The sequence below is a fragment of the Oxalobacteraceae bacterium OTU3CAMAD1 genome, from assembly GCA_024123915.1.
Taxonomy (GTDB): domain Bacteria; phylum Pseudomonadota; class Gammaproteobacteria; order Burkholderiales; family Burkholderiaceae_D; genus Rugamonas.
Genome location: CP099650.1, coordinates 3,071,771 through 3,088,421 on the forward strand (window position 1 = coordinate 3,071,771; position 16,651 = coordinate 3,088,421).

The following is a 16,651-nucleotide window of genomic DNA, read 5'->3' on the forward strand; positions in this document are numbered from 1 at the left end:
CATGAAAACCACCGCAAAAGTACTATTCGCAAGCCTGTTGTTGTCCAGCGCCGCCGCGCAAGCGCAGCAGATCAAGCGCACGCCCATCCCCAATTCCAATTTCCCTATCTCGGTCGCCGTCACGGTGCCGGCAAACGCGGAAACCATCTATTTCAGCGGCGTGCTGCCGGACGTCGCCGACACCGCCGCGCCGAAGGGAACGCCGGCCGCCTATGGCAGTACCGAGACGCAGACCGCGTCGGTGCTGCGCAAGCTGCAGGCCGCGCTGGCGGCAGAAGGCCTGACCTTCGGCGATGTCGTCTCGCTGCGGGTGTTCCTTGTGGGCGATCCGAAGCTGGATAACAAGCTCGATTTCAACGGCTTGAATACCTCCTTCGGCCAATTCTTCGGTACCGCCGCGCAGCCGGCCAAGCCGGCCCGTACCGCCTTGCAGGTCGCCGCGCTGCCGCTGCCTGGCGCCCTGGTGGAGATCGACCTGGTCGCCGCCCGCGTCAAGCCATAACTTTTTATATCCTCCAGGAGCTGAACCGCATGAATCAACCGTCATCGATCCGACCACGCCTTCGTCCCGTAGCATTGGCCATTTCGTTGTTGTACGCGGCCGCGTCACCCGCCATGGCAGCCGAAGCCCAACCCGAAACGGCGGCGCTGGCCGCCGCCATCGTGCAGGATGTCGTCGTCACCGGCACCCGCGATATTCAAAGGTCGGCCGGGGAAAGCCTCAGTCCCATCGATGTGATCAGCGCCAAGGATTTGCAGCGCACCGGCCAGACCGATCTACGCGACGCGCTGGTCAAGCTGCTGCCGTCGATCAACCGGCTGGCCCAAACCGGCGACGCCGCCAACCTGACCAGCGCGTTGACCTTGCGCGGCCTCAGTCCCAATCACGTTCTGCTGCTGGTGAACGGTAAGCGCCGCCACACGTCGGCCAACATCACGGCGGATGCCGGCTCGCAGCAGGGCGCCACGCCGGTCGATATCGACCTGATACCGGTCAGCGCCGTCGACCATATCGAGGTGCTGCGTGACGGCGCGGCGGCGCAATACGGCTCGGACGCCATCGCCGGCGTGATCAACGTCATACTCAAGTCGTCAAGCCAGGGTGGCAGCGTGACCGCCACGGCCGGCGAATACTACAAACATGACGGCTTCACACTGGGCGGCGCGGCCGATATCGGTTTGCCGCTTGGCGCGGACGGCTTCTTGCACCTAAGCGCGGAATACCGGCGGCATGAACACAGCATGCGCAGCGGCGCCGACGAGCGCACCGGCACCTTCGTCAACCGCACACTTGGCGATCCGCAGATCCGCCGCGAATCGTTTGGCGCCAACGCCGGCGTCGTGGTCAACAAGGATGTCGAGCTGTATGCCTTCGGTACCGCCGCCCACCGCACGGGCGGCAGCTATCAGAACTACCGGCTGCCATCGCGCTTGCCGCAGGTGTATCCCAACGGTTTCAGTCCCATCGAAACCAGCAACGAGACCGATGCCGCGCTGACCGCCGGTATCAAAGGTACCGATCTGGCGGGGTGGCGCTGGGACCTGAGCGCCAGCTACGGCATCGACAACGTCAAAATCAACATGGTCGATTCCGCCAACACCGATTTATACGCTGCCACCGGCGCCACGCCCACCAGCTTCCATCTGGCGCAGTACAAGAATAGCCAGCAAAGCGTCAACGCGGATCTGGCGCGCTCGCTGGATACCGGTTTTCTGCCTTCGACGTTGAGCGTGGCGCTGGGCGCCGAGTTTCGCCGGGAGACTTACGAGGTGGGGGCGGGCGACGAGGCGTCCTACTTCGGCAGCGGCTCGCAGGCTTTGCCCGGGCTCTCTCCTGTCAGTGCCGGCAAGCACTCACGCAATATCGGCGCCGCCTATGTCGATTTTTCGACCAAGCTGACCAGCCAGTGGGAGGCCGAACTGGCCGGCCGCTATGAACACTACAGCGACGCCGGCAGCACCCGCAACGCCAAGGTCTCGACGCGCTATGAGTTCAATCCGCGCTTCGCGGTGCGGGGTACCGCCAGCACCGGCTTCCGTGCGCCATCGCTGGCGCAGGCTAATTACACCAGCCTGGCCGTCTCGCCCACCACGGCCGGCGGCCAGTTGGCTGTCAATTCGGAGGCGGCCCGCAAACTGGGCGCTTTGGCGCTGCGTCCGGAAAAGTCGCGCAGTTTTAATCTGGGCCTGGTCGCCGAGCCGATAGAAAATCTGCATGTGACGGTCGATGCCTACCGCATCCTGATCCGCGACCGTATCGTCCAGGGTGGCACGTACACCGGCCAAGCGGCCATTGACGCGCTAACGGCGGCCGGCATCAGCTTACCGAGTGGCTTGTCGTCGGTGAGCGCCAGCTACTACGCGAACGGTGTCGATACCCGCACTCAAGGAGTGGACTTCGTCGCGGGCTATCCAACCAACCTGGGAAGCCTGGGCCGCGTCGACTGGGACTTCAGCGCCAACATCAACACCAGTAAGGTGACCAAGGTCGCCAACGACGGCAATGGACAGACCTTGCTCAACGCCCAGCAGGTCGGCTACCTGACCACGGCCACGCCCAAGAACAAGCTGATTATCGGCGGCGTCTGGACACTGGACGACTGGAGCGTGAGCCTGCACGCCACCCGTTACGGCAAGACCGCGACCGAGGCGACATTCTATTCTGGACCGAATATCTACTCGACGACGGTGTTCAACCATATAGAAAACAAGCCGAAGACGCTGACAGACCTGGAAGTCCGCTACGCGGTGACGAAAAAACTACAACTGGCCGCCGGCGCGACCAATTTGTTCGACGTGTATCCGACCAAGGTGCCACCCGCTAGCCGTTATCTGGGCGTCTACCAGTACGATACGGCGGCCGCGCAGATACCGTTCAATGGCGGCTATTACTATGTCAGGGCGAACTACAAGTTCTGATTAGGGGTTAATATGGCGTCTGTTTTTGCAGGGCTAATTCGATACTTACATCGATACTTACGCCAATACTTACATGAAAATAGATGACATCAGTGCGTTCGTGGCGGTGGTGCGCAGCCAATCGGTCAGCGCCGCCGCCGAAACGTTGGGGTTGACCCAGTCGGCGGTCACGCGCCGCGTGCAGAACCTGGAACAGGAGCTGGGCGTGGAGCTGCTCGACCGCAGCGTCAAGCCGCCCAAACCCAGCCTGATGGGCAAACAGGTGTTCGAGCAGTGCGGCAAAGTGCTGCTGGAAGTCGACCGCCTGCGCGACCTGGTGCAGGTGGACCAGGCGCCCACCGGCGTGTTCCGCATCGGCGTCATTCAAACCATCGGCGACGTAGTGCTGCTCGATACTCTGCAAAAGCTTAACCGCACCTTCGACGGCTTACATACGGAGGTGACGTCGGGGTGGGGTTCACAACTGGTCGAACGGGTCGCCAACGCGGAGATCGACGCCGCCGTGGCGCTGTTCCCGGCCACGAAGGTGTTGCCCGAAGGGCTGCGCGGGCGTACGCTTGGCCGCATCGAGCTGGTGATCGTCGCGCAGAAGGGCGCCATGCCCAAGCGCAGTTACAAGCTGCGCGACATTTTCAGTACCGGCTGGGTGCTCAATCCGGACGGTTGCGGCTTCCGTGCCGGGCTGGCGCGCGCGTTGATGGAGCAGGGGCTGTCGTTCAAGATCAATCTCGAGACCTTCGGCACCGATCTGCAACTCGGACTGGCGGCCAGCGGACTGGGACTGGGGCTGATGCCGCGCCCCATACTGGAGCGCAGCCGCCACCGATCGCAGCTCGATATCGTCAACGTGGTGGACTTCAAGCCGGTGCTGGATATCTGGCTGGTGCAGCCTTTGCAGCCAGGCCCGGTGCAGCATGCGATCGATTTCTTCGCGCAGGCGGTGCAGCACGCGTTCGCCGAGGCGCCGCTGAAGGCGGTACCCAAGGTGGCCGCGCGCTAGTTTGTAATTATTCCTGAAAATCATATATCAATAGTCGAAACAATTAGTTTTGACATAATCATTTGCTACCTATACTAGATTTCAACGGCTCGCAAAGCCTTCGAATCCTCAGCATAGGGACGCAAAGACATGTCGGTTTCAACTCCTGCCTACGGCGGCGCGACAGCACCAGTATCGGCGCCCGCATCAGCTCCTGATGCGGCGCCTGCCAAAACCAAGCCTTCCGTTCTGCTCTCCGTGTTGCGGCGCGCGGCCAGCCCGCTGGTGCTGCTCGCGCTGTGGGAAGTGGCTTCGCGCACCGGCTTCCTGCCGGAGCGGGTGCTGGCGGCGCCGTCGCAGATCTTTGTCACGCTGGGCGAGTTGATCGCATCCGGTGAAATGGGCAGCAACGTGTGGGTGTCGCTGCACCGCGTTCTCACCGGCCTGTCGGTGTCGCTCACCTTGGGCACCGCGCTGGCGCTGATCGCCGGCCTGTCGCGCCAGGGCGAGGTGGCGGTCGATTCGACGATGCAGATGGCGCGCACCTTGCCGTTCCTCGGCCTGGTCCCGCTGTTCATCCTGTGGTTCGGCATCGGAGAGTTCACCAAGATCGCGCTGATCGCCTTCGCCACCACCTTCCCGATGTACTTGACGCTGTACAGCGGCATACGCGGCATCGATTCCAAGCTGGTGGAGGCGGCGCGCCTGTTCGGCCTGAGCTACCCGCAACTGATCGTCCATGTGATCCTGCCCGGCGCCTTGCCATCCTTCCTGGTAGGCCTGCGCTACTCGCTGGGTGTCAGCTGGCTGTCGCTGGTGGCGGTGGAGCAGATCAACGCTACGGCGGGCCTGGGCTACCTGATTAACAACGCCCGCGACTTCATGCGCACCGACGTCATCGTCGTCTGCCTGCTGGTCTATAGCCTGCTGGGCCTCGCCACCGATCTGCTGGTGCGCGCCATCGAACACTATGCGCTGGCCTGGCGTCCGACCTTCATCAAGGACTGAGCATGCAAACCATACAACTCGACCGCCCCGGCGCGGGGATCGCCGCACGCAACGACGGCGCCTCCAGCTTCCGTCCGGAAGCGCCGGTCCCGCCGCGCACTCCGGTGCAGGCACGCCTGCTGAGCAAGCACTTCGGCCCCAACGTCATCCTCGACCAGCTCAATCTCGACATCCGCGCCGGCGAGTTCGTCGCGCTGCTGGGCCGCAGCGGCTCCGGCAAGACCACGCTGCTGCGGGCACTGGCCGGACTGGATCGGATCACCTCCGGCACACTGGAGGTTCCGCAAGCACGGGCCGCCGTGTTCCAGGAGCCGCGCCTGATGCCGTGGAAGCGCGCCTGGCGCAACGTCACATTGGGACTGAAGATCGACCAGCCGCGCGAACGCGCACGCCGGGCGCTGGCCGAGGTTGGACTGGACCATCGGGAGAACGCCTGGCCGGCGACGCTGTCCGGCGGCGAAGCGCAGCGCGTGGCGCTGGCACGGGCGCTGGTGCGCGAACCGCAGTTGCTGCTGCTCGACGAGCCGTTTGCCGCGCTGGACGCGTTGACCCGCATCCGGATGCACCAGCTGATCCTGGCGCTGTGGCGCCAGCACCGGCCGTCGGTGCTGCTGGTGACGCACGACGTCGACGAGGCGGTGTTGCTGGCCGACCGCGTGCTGGTACTGGAAAAGGGCCGCATCGTCTCCGACATCGCGATCACCCAGCCGCGTCCCCGCAGCGCCGAGCGGCCGGAATTCCAGCGGGTTCGCGCCCAGCTGCTGCAATTGCTGGGCGTGGAAACCGATGCTCCATCGCCGGTGCGCGAGCCGGAGCTGCAGGTACCGGTCCACACTCCGTTCAACTTCAGTAACTTCTCGATCTGATCATGACCACATCCGTCCTCCGCCTGCCAGTCATCGATCCCGCCCATCAGCTGGATAGCCCCGAATTCGCCGCGCTGCTGGAGGGCCTGAGCGCCGAATTCGCGGCCACCGCCGAACGGCATGATCGCGACGCCAGCTTCCCGCACCAAAATTTCGAACGCCTGCACGAACTTGGTTTGCTCGGCCTGACAGTGCCGCGCGCCCTCGGCGGCCTTGGCGCCAACCTTGCGCAGACCGCGCGCGTGGTGGCCGCCGTGGCGCGCGGCGAGCCATCCACAGCGCTGGTGCTGACGATGCAGTATCTGCACCATGCGTCGGGCCGGCAGTCGAAGTGGCCCCCGCACCTGCTGCAGCGTGTCGTCGAAGAGACCCTGCGCGATGGCGCGCTGATTAACGCGCTGCGCGTGGAGCCGGAACTGGGCACGCCCGCGCGCGGCGGCCTGCCCGCGACCACCGCGCGGCGCACGCCGGAGGGCTGGCGCATCAGCGGCCGCAAAATCTATTCGACCGGAATACCGCGCCTGACCTGGCTGGGCGTTTGGGCCCGTAGCGACGATCCGGAGCCGCTGGTCGGCAGCTGGCTGGTGCGGCGCGACACGCCGGGCATCACCGTCATCGAAAACTGGGATCACCTGGGCATGCGCGCCACCGGCAGCCATGAGGTGGTGTTCGACGATGTGCTGGTGCCGCTCGATCATGCGGTGGAAGTGGCGCCGGCCGGCGCCGCCCCGGATCTGGATGCCTCGCTGCTGCTGTGGATGTCGGTGCTGCTGTCGGCCATCTACGATGCGGTCGCCCGCGCGGCCCGCGACTGGCTGGCAACCTGGCTGGAAGAACGCGTTCCGGCCAACCTTGGCGCGCCGCTTTCGACCTTGCCGCGCTTCCAGGAGGCGTTGGGACAGCTGGATGCCTGGCTGTTCTCCAACCGCGTGCTGATTGAGGCCGCCGCCAACGGCGCGGTGCCGGCATCGGATGCCTTCCGCATCAAATACCTGGTCACCAACCAGGCGATCCAGGTGGTGGAAAAAGCGATTGAGTTGAGCGGAAACCCCGGCCTGTCGCGCGCCAACGCGCTGCAGCGCCACTACCGCGATGTGCTGTGCAGCCGTATCCACACGCCGCAGAACGACACCATTTTAGTCAACAGCGGCAAGGCGGCTTTCGCCGCCCACGCCGCAAAGAAAACCTCCTCGTCCGGCGTGGCCGGTATTTCATCCATCACTGCAAAGGAAGCATCATGAGCATCGAATTCATCGGCTTTAGCGCCACCCAGGAAGTCTCCGAAACCGTGCTGCCGCAGGGTTCCGTTGTCAACAAGAGCTTCCTGGGAGCGGTGGCCCGCGCCCACGAATACGCCGGTTTCGACCGCGTGCTGGTGGCCCACAGCAGCGCGTCGGTGGACGGCTTCCAGGTCGCCTCCTATATCGCTTCTCAGACGCAGAAACTGGGCATCCTGCTGGCCCATCGCCCCGGCTTCGTGTCGCCGACCCTGGCGGCGCGCCAGTTCGCGACGCTGGACCACTTCAGCGACGGCCGCCTGGCGGTACACGTCATCAGCGGCGGCGACGACACCGAACAACAGCGCGACGGCGACTTCCTCGATCACGACCAGCGCTACCAGCGCACCGACGAATACCTGGACGTGGTCCGCAAAACCTGGACCTCGGAGGGACCGTTCGACCATGAAGGCCCGATCTACCGCTTCAAAGGCCAAAACGCCGGCGTGCGTCCACTGAACAACCAGCACATCCCGGTCTACTTCGGCGGATCGTCCGAGGCGGCCATCGAGGTCGCCGGCAAGCACGCCGACGTCTATGCGCTGTGGGGCGAATCGCTGGCCCAGGTGGCGGAGACTATCGCACGGGTGCGAGCCGCCGCCGCCAAGCATGGCCGCGCCGACAAGATCCGTTTCAGCCTGTCGCTGCGCCCCGTGCTGGCCGCGACCGAGGACCAGGCCTGGGCCAAGGCGGACGCGATCCTGGCCACCGCCACGGAGCGGGTCAAAGGCAATACCTTCTTCAGCCAGCGCCCGCAGCAGCCGCAGAACGCAGGCTCCCAGCGCCTGCTCGACACCGCCGCGCAGGGCAGGGTGGTCGACGAGCGCCTGTGGACCGGCATCGCGGCGCTGACCAAGGCGGCCGGCAATTCCACCGGCTTGGTGGGTACGCCGGAACAGGTGCGCGATGCGTTGCTCAAGTACTGGGAACTGGGCGTGACCACTTTCCTGATCCGTGGCTTCGATCCGATCCAGGACGCCCTGCAGTACGGCCGCGAGTTGATTCCCCTGGTGCGCGCGGCGGTCGCCGGGCGCGAAGCGCAGCAAGCCGGCCAGCCTTCCCGCCTGGCCGCCTGATACGGAGTAGTCGATGAGCCAAACGACCAGCTTGAAGAACGGCGACATTATCGTCGCCAGCCAGTTCGACCCCAAGGTCAACGCGCTGCTGGCCCAGCGTACCGGCCTCGCCGTGCGCGATGTGCCGCCCGGTCCGCTGACCGCGCTGCCGCAGGGCGCGGACGTCCTGTTCGCGCTGCCCGCGCCGAAAGGCCAGACGCTGTTGCAAACACCAGCGCCGGCGGGGTGGAGCGAGGTGCGCTGGGTGCAACTGGCGTCGGTCGGCATCGACTACTACCCCGATTGGCTGTTCGACGGACCTGTGGTCACCTCGGCGCGCGGCACCGCCTCGGTGGCGATCGCGGAATACGTGCTGGCGGCGATCTTCACGGCCGCCAAGCAGATTCCGGATATCTGGCTGGAGCAGGCCAGCGACTGGCGCCGCCTGTCGCTTGGCCTGGTGCAGGGGACCACGTTGGGCCTCTACGGCTTCGGTTCGATCGGCCGGGCGCTGGCGCAGCGGGCGCTCGCGCTGGGCATCAAGGTGGTGGCGCTGCGCCGCTCCGACGCGGCATTCGGTGTCGAAGGCGTCGAGCGGGTCGACTCGCTGGATCAACTGCTGGCGCGTTCGGACCACCTGGTGCTGGCGGCGCCATCGACCGCCGAAACGCGCCACGCCATCAGCCGCGCCGCGCTGGCCCATGCCAGGCCCGGTCTGCATCTGATTAATATCGCGCGCGGCAATCTGGTCGACCACCAGGCGCTGCTCGACGCGCTCAACGAAGGCAAGGTGGCGCTGGCGACGCTGGACGTCACCGATCCCGAGCCGCTGCCGGCCGGCCACGCGTTCTACGGCCATCCGCGCGTGCGCCTGTCGCCTCATATTTCGCCCAGCACCGACCAGATCGTGCCGGCGCTGATCGACAAGTTCGTGCTGAACCTGGACCGCTTCCGCAGCGGCGAACCATTGACCGACGTGGTCGACACCGCGCGCGGCTACTGAACCTACAAGGAACCATCATGAGCAGCTCATCACCACTGTACTCGGCGCCGCTGTCGCGGCCCCACCTGCGCCAGGTCGGCAAAAACACACCGCGTCCGGCGATCTACGCCGCGCCGCGCGACGCGAATGGGGCCATCATCTTCGCCGAGCCGCCGCCGCCACCGACCATCGAGGCCCAGCGACAGTATCGCAAGGAGCGGCTGGCCGTCTCCTTCCGCCTGTTCGCGCGCTATGGCTACGACATGGGCGGCGCGGGACACATCACCGCGCGCGACCCGGAATTTCCGGACCACTTCTGGGTCAATCCGGCCGGCGTCTACTTCGGCCACATACGCGTATCGGACCTGATCCTGGTCAGCCACGACGGCAAGGTGGTCGAGGGCGACGGCCTGCTGAACCGCGCCGCGTTCGCGATCCACTCGGAGCTGCACAAGGCGCGGCCGGACGTCATCGCCGCCGCCCATTCGCACGGCCTGTATGGCAAGGCGTTCGCCGCGCAGGGCAGGTTGCTCGACCCGCTGACCCAGGATTCCTGCGCGTTCTACCAGGACCACGCGATCTTTTCGGACTTCAGCGGCGTGGTGCTCGATTCGAGTGAGGGCGAACGCATCGCCGCCACCTTGGGCCAGCGCAAGGCGGTGATCCTGCAGAACCATGGCTTGCTGACGGTTGGCGCGTCCGTGGAGTCGGCTGTGTGGCGCTACATCGCGTTCGAGAATGCCGCCCAGGCGCAGTTGTTGTCCGAGGCGGCCGGGCCGACCAAGCCGATCCCGCACGAGGTGGCGCTGCACACGGCCGGCCAGATCGGTTCCGACGCCGGGGGCTGGTTCAGCTTCCAGCCGCTGTGGGACGTGATCACCCGCGAAGAGCCGGACCTGTTCGACTAATCAAGGAGGACCATCATGTCTAGCGCCACATTGTCATTGAACGACGCATACCGGGCGGACCAAGGGGGTGCAGATTCGCCGAGTGTGGGATTCGCCACGTCCTATCTGCACACGGCGGCCGCGAAACCGGCGGGTTGGCTGCGCAGTCCCGGCGCCGCCGGCACGGTGCTGGTGCATGGTGCGGCGCTGCTGGCCATCTGGAGCTTTTCCAGCGCTGTCGTCAAACCTCCGGTGGCGCCGCCGGTGGTGGAGCTGATTCGGTTGCAGCCGGAGCCCAAGAAGGAACTGGCGCCGCCCAAACCGGAGCCGGTGAAGGAAAAACCGGTGCAACTGGCGCCGCCCAAACCGGTGGCCCAGCCTTTGCCGACGCCGAAGACGGTGGAGACATCCGCCGACAAAGCCGAGACCTATACGCCGCCCGCGCCGCCGGTGCAGGCCGCGCCCATAGGCCCGGTGAAACCGGTGGAGCCGGCACCGCCACAACCGCCGGCTCCGGCGCCGGTGGCCGCCGCACCGAAGCAGATCAGCACCGAAGGCATTCCGACCGATTATGTGAACCAGGTCTACGCCCGTATCAACAGCAACACCGATTATCCGCGCGAGGCGAAGATGCGCCGCCAGCAGGGCAAGGTCGCTTACCGCCTGACCCTCAACCCGCAGGGCGCGCTGATCTCCTTCGATATCCAGTCGTCCGGCGTGGAAGCGCTGGACGAGGCGGCGCGCGACGCGATTCGGCGCGCGGCGCCATTCCCCCGGTTGCCCGATCTGGGTGGCAGCACGTATCTGCTGGCCGGGAACATCGTCTTCAAAATTAACTAGTCAAGGAAAACGCCATGAGTGCTACCCAAGTTGTCGCCCAGTCTGTTGCTCATCTGTCGCCGTTGCAGCTGTTCGAACAGGCAGACTTTATCGTTAAATCCATCATGGTGGTGCTGGTGCTGGCGTCGCTCGCCAGCTGGGGCGTCATCATCGACAAGCTGCTGCGCTTTTCGCGTCTGCGCCGCAATGCCATCGCCTGGACCGGCGCATTGGCCGGACAGCGCTCGCTAACACGGCTGGCGCAGGAGCTCAAACAGAATACGCAGGACCCGTTCGCCCGCATCTATCACGCCATCGTCGACGAGTGGAACACCAGCCATCGCCAGCATCTGCATGTCGATGCGGCGGGACGCGACAGCCTGAAGGAGCGCATCAACCGCGTGGGGCAGATCAGCAGCAACGTCGAGGTGGAGGAGCTGCAAAAGGGCTTGTCGATACTGGCGACAGTCGGTTCGGTCGCGCCTTTCGTCGGCCTGTTCGGCACCGTCTGGGGCATCATGAACGCGTTCCAGGGCATCGCCGCCAGTAACAGCACCAGCCTGGCCGTGGTGGCGCCGGGGATCGCCGAGGCCTTGTTCGCCACCGCGCTAGGCCTGGTGGCCGCGATTCCCGCCGTCGTCGCCTACAACCGCGCATCCGGTGACTTGAACAGTTACGCCGCACGCCTTTCCACCCTGGTCGGACTGGTGGAGGTGCAGCTGTCGCGCCAACTGGAAGCGGGGGAGGCACTGGTGGAGACTATCGACGCGGCGCCGGCCAAGGCTGACCGCGCCGCGCGCAACGTCACGCCGCTGGCGGCGCAGGGAGCCTGATATGGGCGTCCGTTTATCCTCAGGCCCGGCCCACCGCCCTGGTCCGGTCAGCGACATCAACGTCACGCCGCTGGTCGATGTCATGCTGGTGCTGCTGATCGTGTTCATGGTGGCGGCGCCGATGATGACGGCCGGCGTCAAGGTCGATCTGCCGACTTCGAGCGCCAAGCCGCTGGAGGAGCCCAAGCCGCCGATCGTCGTCAGCATCGACGCCAGCGGCACGGTCTTCGTCAACCAGACCGCCGCCACGCCGGACACGCTGCTGCAGCTGATGGCGCAGGAAGCGGCCGGCGACAAGGAACGCCGCATCCACCTGCGCGGCGACCAGGCGCTGGCTTACGGCCGCATCGTCAAGACGATGGGAGCGCTGAACGATGCCGGATATGCCCGCATCGCGCTGGTCTCGGAAGCGCCCGCGCCCTAAACACACACATTACAGAGGCTGAAAAATGGATTCGATCACTTCGAAGGGCGACACTCGCCGTCAATTTCTGCGCCGGAGCGCGCGATTGGGCGCCGGCGCCGGACTGGCCGCGCTGCTGGGCGGCTGGAGCAACGCCACCCGCGCTGCGGCCGCGCAACTGCGCGATACCACGCTGCGGGTAGGTACGTACAAGGGTGGCGACTCCTACTACTTCAACGAGGCGGGCGTGGCCGCCATCCCGTACAAGACGGCGTTGGCCGAATTCGCGGCCGGGAACCTTATCGTCGAAGCATTGGCGTCGGGCTCCCTGGATTTCGGCTCCATGAGCGAAATCCCGCCGATCTTCGCCGCCGCCAGCGGCACGCCGCTGAAGGTGATCGCCGTGCTGCGCGGGGACGTCAACAACCAGGTGGTGCTGGTGCCGAAAAACTCGTCCATCACCGATCCGGCCCAATTCAAGGGCAAGCGCATCGGCTATGCGCGGTCGACCACCTCGCACTACTTCCTGCTGCAGCTGTTGAAAGAAAACGGCCTTGGGTTCAAGGACATCCAGCCGGTGGCGCTGCCGCCTCAGGACGCCTTCGCGGCCTTTAAAAGCGGGCAGCTCGATGCGTGGGTGATCTATGGCCTGGTGGTGGAACTGGCCAAAAGCCAGGAGGGCGCGCGCGTGCTGCGCACCGCCGACGGCTACCTGTCAGGTAACTATGTCATCAGTACGTCGCCGCAGGCGATCGCCGATCCGCTCAAGCACGCCGCCATCGGCGACTACCTTCAGCGCTTGGCCAAGGTCTATGAATGGATCAACCGCAATCCAAAGCCTTGGGCGGCCAAGAGCGGGCGGATCGCCGGCGTGTCGCCGCAGGTCTTCCTCAACCAGGCCACCCAGCGCAGCCAGCCCTACAAGCTTGTGGGCGTGGACGACGCGGCGATCAAGTCGCAGCAGCAGGTGGCCGATGTGTTTTCCGATGCCGGCCTGCTGGCGCGCCGCATCGACGTCAAACCAATCTGGGACCGCAGCTTTGCCAAGTACCTGGCCTGACCAAAATAACCGCAACGACATAGGGAATCAACGCATGCAGCACTATAAGAACAATCAACCAAAACTGAAGGCTCTGCGCCTGGCGCTGCTGACGACCGGCCTGCTGGGAGGCGCCGGCGCGTTGGCGCAGACCAGCGTGGGGCAGGTGCAGGACGTGGTGGTCACCACCGGCGTGCGCGGCGAGGCGCGCACCGTGGCGGACAGCCCGGCGCCGATCGACGTGATCAGCGGCGAGCAATTGATCCACACCGGCCGCGCGGAGCTGGCCGAGGCGCTGGGACGGCTACTGCCGTCGTTTAACTTCGGGACCAACCAGGCGGGCGTCAACTCGGTGGTGCGGCCGGTCAGCAACCGTGGCCTGGGACCGGCCTACACGCTGGTACTGGTCAACGGCAAACGTCGTCACAACTCGGCGCTGCTGACCAACGGCGGCGGCGACACCAGCGGTGTGAACGCGATCGATCTCGATACCATTCCACTCAGCGCCATCGACCATATCGAAGTGCTCAAGGACAGCGCTGCCGCACAATACGGCTCGGACGCGGTCGCCGGGGTGGTCAACGTCATCCTTAAGACGGGTAACCACGGCGGCCAGATTTCGGCCAGCTATGGAGAGTTGAAGAGCGGCGCTGGCGACCTGTCCAACAAAAAACTGGAGGGCGGCGTCGGCTTCGCGTTGGGCGACGACGGTTTTGTCCACATCGCGACCGCGCTGCGCAAGCGCGGCCAGTCCTGGAACAACTTCCCGTCGAAGAACCTGGTCGCTTATTCACCCGCGTCGAATCCCAAGAACGCGACCTGGAACCGCGACGGCGCGCACAACGGCGATCCGGGAATCGAAGCCTACGATCTGGCCTTCAACGCCGAGAAGCCGTTCAACAAGGACATCACGCTGTACGCGTTCGGTACTGCCGGCACACGCAACACGGTGGCGGGCAATAACTTCCGTCGTCCAAACGGGCTGGCGACGATAGCGCAGGTCTACCCGGACGGCTACTTCGCGCTGAATAATATGAGCGCCTTCGACTTCCAGTTGAACGCCGGCGCGCGCGGGCGAACCGCCGGCTGGAACTGGGATATCAGCACCGGCTACGGCAAGAACCGCGCCCGCCAATACAGCAACCTGACCTTGAATCCCTCGTTGGGGCCGACGTCGCCGACCAGCTTCGATAACCTGGCCGTCTATCAGTTCGAACAATGGACCACCAACGAGGACTTCACGCGCGCATTCGACATCGGCCTGAAAAAGCCGTTGCAGTGGTCGTGGGGCCTGGAACAGCGCGTCGAGCGCTTCACCACCTATGCCGGCGATCCGCTGGGGTACATCAACGGCGGCTACATCTTCAAACCCGGCGACCAGGAGGGCAATCCGAATGTCGGCAAGCCGGCCGCCGTCGGTGCGCAGGCCGGCGTGGCGTTGTCGCCTGCCGACGCGACCAGCATCCAGCGCACGGTGCTGGCGATCTACAACGACATCGGTTTCTATCCGATAGAGAACCTGTTCGTCGATGGCGCGGTGCGCGCGGAGCATTACAACGACAGCGCGGGCAACACCGCCAGCGGCAAGATCAACAGCCGCTACGACTTCTCGCCGACGTTCGCGGTACGCGGCACGGTTGGTTCCGGGTTTCGCGCGCCTTCGCTGACGCAATCGGGCTACTCGCAGACAGACAACCGCACCAACATCAACCCGGTCACCGGGGTGGTGGAACCCAGCTTGTCCAAGCTGCTACGCAACGATTCGGCTTTGGCCCGCCAGTTCGGCGCGCGCGATCTCGATCCCGAGAAGTCGGTCAACTTCGGCATCGGCCTGGTACTCAAGCCTGCCGATAACATCAACATCACACTGGATGGCTACCAGGTCAAGGTCAAGGATCGCATCATCCGCACCGGCTACATGTTCGGACCCGCCTTCGCGCCGACCCTGGTGGCCGGTGGGCTGACCGGCACCGAGTGGGTGCAGTACTTCGCCAACGGCGTCGATACCCGCACGCGCGGCACCGACCTGGTAGCCGACATCACCAGCGACTACGGCAGCTATGGCCTGGTGCGTTGGGGCGCGGCGGTCAACTGGAATCGCACCAAGATTACCAATATCAAGGCTACGCCATCGGAGATCACGGGACTGGGCGCCAATCCGGGCGGCAGCTCGGTGTGGTTCGGCTACTCGGCCGGCGGCGGCATCGGCGACCTGACCGCAACCCCCAAGACCAAGCTGATATTGTCGGCGCGCTGGTTCATCGGGCCGGTGGAGGCGAACCTGCAAACCACCCGCTACGATTCCTCCACGTGGCAGACCACCGCCGATCGAACCAAGGACTATCACTTCGGCGCCAAATGGCTGACCGACCTCGATGTCAGCTATGCCGTCACCAAGCGCGCCAAGCTGGTGGTCGGCGCGGCCAACCTATTCGACACCAAACCGGATCGCAACGGCCCGGGCGACGCCAATTCCGGCAGCAGCGGCTTTGTCTACGGCCCCGCGCCATTCGCGCCGAGCGGCGCCTACTACTATGGCAAGGTCACTTATGACTTCTGATCCCAATCGCATCCGGCGTTTGCTGGCGATGCTGCCGGCGGCGGCGCTGCTGGGCGCCTGCGGCAAGGCAGGCGATGCCGGCGAAGCGGCAAGCACCGGCGCTCCCGTCGACCTGTCCAAAGTGACTGTGGTGTTGGGCGACCAGGTCAAGCTGCTGCGCACCAAGGCGGAAGCGGCCGGGGTGCTCACCGACGTGCCTTACAAGATCCAGTGGGCCAGCTTCCAGGGCGCCGCGCCGCTGTTCGAGGCGGTGGTGTCGGGCGATGTCGATACGGCGATGGCGGCCGACACGCCAGCCCTTGCGGCGGCGGCGGGAGGTGCGCGCGTCAAGGTGGTCGCGGCCAGCGTGTCGTCGCCGACCGGTGTGGCGATACTGGTACCCGCCGGATCGCCTATCAAGTCGGTGGCCGATCTTAAAGGCCGCAACGTCATTGTCTCTTCGGCGCGCGGCAGCGTCGCGCATTATCTGCTGTTTGGCGCGCTTCGCGAGGCGGGCCTCAAGCCGGACGATGTCACCACTGGCTTTCTGCTGCCGAGCGACGCCGCCGTCGCCTTCTCCAGCGGGAAGATCGAAGCCTGGGCCACCTTCGGCACCTACCAGGCCAACGCCGAGATTCATGGCGCGCGGGTGTTGCGCGATGGCGTGGGCATCAATTCCGGCATCGGCGTGATCGCCGCGTCGAATGCCGCGCTGGCCGATCCGGGCAAGCGCGCCGCGTTGGCCGACGTGCTGCGTCGCCTGGCGCTCTCCAACACCTGGGCCAACGCGCACCCCAAGGAGTACGCTGAAGTGTTCCAGCGCTTGACCGGTTTGCCGGCCGATGTGGTCAAGTTGGTGGTCGATCGCGACCGCCCGCAGCTACGCCCGGTCGATCAGCAGATCATCACGCAGCTGCAGCAGGTGGCCGATACATTTTTTGAAGCGAAGCTGTTCCCGCGCCGGGTCGATGCCAGCCGGCTGGTCGACAACACACTTTTCCGGCCGGCTTAACTCCCTTTTTCATCCCATATCAGGAGCACCGTC

At 65.2% G+C, this 16,651-nt stretch carries 15 protein-coding genes; all 15 read left to right on the forward strand.

Going from position 1 to position 16,651, the window contains the following annotated elements; genetic code table 11:
• Position 1 precedes the first annotated feature (1 nt).
• The 15 genes from NHH88_13320 (at position 2) to NHH88_13390 (ending at position 16,618) form a co-directional block, all read left to right on the forward strand.
• On the forward strand, positions 2 to 502 hold the full coding sequence (locus NHH88_13320; GenBank protein ID USX16698.1) for a RidA family protein: 501 nt from the start codon (positions 2 to 4) through the stop codon (positions 500 to 502).
• Positions 503 to 615: 113 nt separating this feature from the next.
• On the forward strand, positions 616 to 2,919 hold the full coding sequence (locus tag NHH88_13325) for a TonB-dependent receptor (protein ID USX16699.1): 2,304 nt from the start codon (positions 616 to 618) through the stop codon (positions 2,917 to 2,919).
• Between the two features lie 73 nt (positions 2,920 to 2,992).
• On the forward strand, positions 2,993 to 3,919 hold the full coding sequence (locus tag NHH88_13330) for a LysR family transcriptional regulator (GenBank protein ID USX16700.1): 927 nt from the start codon (positions 2,993 to 2,995) through the stop codon (positions 3,917 to 3,919).
• A gap of 129 nt (positions 3,920 to 4,048) precedes the next feature.
• Positions 4,049 to 4,906 (forward strand): ABC transporter permease subunit, encoded by an 858-nt coding sequence (locus NHH88_13335; protein USX16701.1) that lies wholly within the window; start codon positions 4,049 to 4,051, stop codon positions 4,904 to 4,906.
• Positions 4,907 to 4,908: 2 nt separating this feature from the next.
• Entirely contained in the window at positions 4,909 to 5,772 is an 864-nt protein-coding gene (locus tag NHH88_13340) for an ABC transporter ATP-binding protein (GenBank protein ID USX16702.1), read from the forward strand.
• Positions 5,773 to 5,774: 2 nt separating this feature from the next.
• Positions 5,775 to 7,013: an acyl-CoA/acyl-ACP dehydrogenase gene (locus NHH88_13345; protein USX16703.1), complete on the forward strand. Its 1,239-nt coding sequence runs from the start codon at positions 5,775 to 5,777 to the stop codon at positions 7,011 to 7,013.
• The gene (locus tag NHH88_13350; GenBank protein ID USX16704.1) at positions 7,010 to 8,125 is read left to right on the forward strand and encodes an LLM class flavin-dependent oxidoreductase; all 1,116 of its coding nucleotides are present in this window, start codon (positions 7,010 to 7,012) and stop codon (positions 8,123 to 8,125) included. Before NHH88_13345 ends, NHH88_13350 begins: the two co-directional genes overlap by 4 nt.
• Before the next feature lie 13 nt (positions 8,126 to 8,138).
• Positions 8,139 to 9,107 (forward strand): D-isomer specific 2-hydroxyacid dehydrogenase family protein, encoded by a 969-nt coding sequence (locus NHH88_13355; protein ID USX16705.1) that lies wholly within the window; start codon positions 8,139 to 8,141, stop codon positions 9,105 to 9,107.
• A 17-nt stretch (positions 9,108 to 9,124) separates the two neighbouring features.
• Complete coding sequence (locus NHH88_13360) at positions 9,125 to 9,994, forward strand: class II aldolase/adducin family protein (protein USX16706.1); 870 nt, start codon at positions 9,125 to 9,127, stop codon at positions 9,992 to 9,994.
• Between the two features lie 552 nt (positions 9,995 to 10,546).
• Positions 10,547 to 10,813 carry a TonB family protein gene (locus NHH88_13365; protein USX17340.1) on the forward strand — a complete coding sequence of 89 codons (267 nt, stop codon included), beginning with the start codon at positions 10,547 to 10,549 and terminating at the stop codon, positions 10,811 to 10,813.
• 14 nt (positions 10,814 to 10,827) lie between these two features.
• Positions 10,828 to 11,625 (forward strand): protein TolQ, encoded by a 798-nt coding sequence (gene tolQ / locus NHH88_13370; GenBank protein USX16707.1) that lies wholly within the window; start codon positions 10,828 to 10,830, stop codon positions 11,623 to 11,625.
• 1 nt (position 11,626) lies between these two features.
• The gene (locus tag NHH88_13375; GenBank protein USX16708.1) at positions 11,627 to 12,049 is read left to right on the forward strand and encodes a biopolymer transporter ExbD; all 423 of its coding nucleotides are present in this window, start codon (positions 11,627 to 11,629) and stop codon (positions 12,047 to 12,049) included.
• Positions 12,050 to 12,074: 25 nt separating this feature from the next.
• Positions 12,075 to 13,088 (forward strand): ABC transporter substrate-binding protein, encoded by a 1,014-nt coding sequence (locus NHH88_13380; protein USX16709.1) that lies wholly within the window; start codon positions 12,075 to 12,077, stop codon positions 13,086 to 13,088.
• A gap of 34 nt (positions 13,089 to 13,122) precedes the next feature.
• Positions 13,123 to 15,627, forward strand: coding sequence for a TonB-dependent receptor (locus NHH88_13385; GenBank protein ID USX16710.1), 2,505 nt, complete (start codon positions 13,123 to 13,125; stop codon positions 15,625 to 15,627).
• On the forward strand, positions 15,617 to 16,618 hold the full coding sequence (locus NHH88_13390) for an ABC transporter substrate-binding protein (protein USX16711.1): 1,002 nt from the start codon (positions 15,617 to 15,619) through the stop codon (positions 16,616 to 16,618). The genes NHH88_13385 and NHH88_13390 overlap by 11 nt, the downstream gene beginning before the upstream one ends.
• Positions 16,619 to 16,651: the final 33 nt, after the last annotated feature.

Excerpts from the sequence above, each read along its gene's own strand:
- NHH88_13390 (USX16711.1), top strand. The coding sequence starts at position 15,617 with ATGACTTCTGATCCCAATCGCATCCGGCGTTTGCTGGCGATGCTGCCG.
- NHH88_13360 (USX16706.1), top strand. The coding sequence starts at position 9,125 with ATGAGCAGCTCATCACCACTGTACTCGGCGCCGCTGTCGCGGCCCCAC.
- NHH88_13330 (USX16700.1), top strand. The coding sequence starts at position 2,993 with ATGAAAATAGATGACATCAGTGCGTTCGTGGCGGTGGTGCGCAGCCAA.
- NHH88_13335 (USX16701.1), top strand. The coding sequence starts at position 4,049 with ATGTCGGTTTCAACTCCTGCCTACGGCGGCGCGACAGCACCAGTATCG.
- NHH88_13345 (USX16703.1), top strand. The coding sequence starts at position 5,775 with ATGACCACATCCGTCCTCCGCCTGCCAGTCATCGATCCCGCCCATCAG.
- NHH88_13325 (USX16699.1), top strand. The coding sequence starts at position 616 with ATGGCAGCCGAAGCCCAACCCGAAACGGCGGCGCTGGCCGCCGCCATC.
- NHH88_13340 (USX16702.1), top strand. The coding sequence starts at position 4,909 with ATGCAAACCATACAACTCGACCGCCCCGGCGCGGGGATCGCCGCACGC.
- NHH88_13375 (USX16708.1), top strand. The coding sequence starts at position 11,627 with ATGGGCGTCCGTTTATCCTCAGGCCCGGCCCACCGCCCTGGTCCGGTC.
- NHH88_13320 (USX16698.1), top strand. The coding sequence starts at position 2 with ATGAAAACCACCGCAAAAGTACTATTCGCAAGCCTGTTGTTGTCCAGC.
- NHH88_13355 (USX16705.1), top strand. The coding sequence starts at position 8,139 with ATGAGCCAAACGACCAGCTTGAAGAACGGCGACATTATCGTCGCCAGC.
- tolQ (USX16707.1), top strand. The coding sequence starts at position 10,828 with ATGAGTGCTACCCAAGTTGTCGCCCAGTCTGTTGCTCATCTGTCGCCG.
- NHH88_13385 (USX16710.1), top strand. The coding sequence starts at position 13,123 with ATGCAGCACTATAAGAACAATCAACCAAAACTGAAGGCTCTGCGCCTG.
- NHH88_13380 (USX16709.1), top strand. The coding sequence starts at position 12,075 with ATGGATTCGATCACTTCGAAGGGCGACACTCGCCGTCAATTTCTGCGC.
- NHH88_13350 (USX16704.1), top strand. The coding sequence starts at position 7,010 with ATGAGCATCGAATTCATCGGCTTTAGCGCCACCCAGGAAGTCTCCGAA.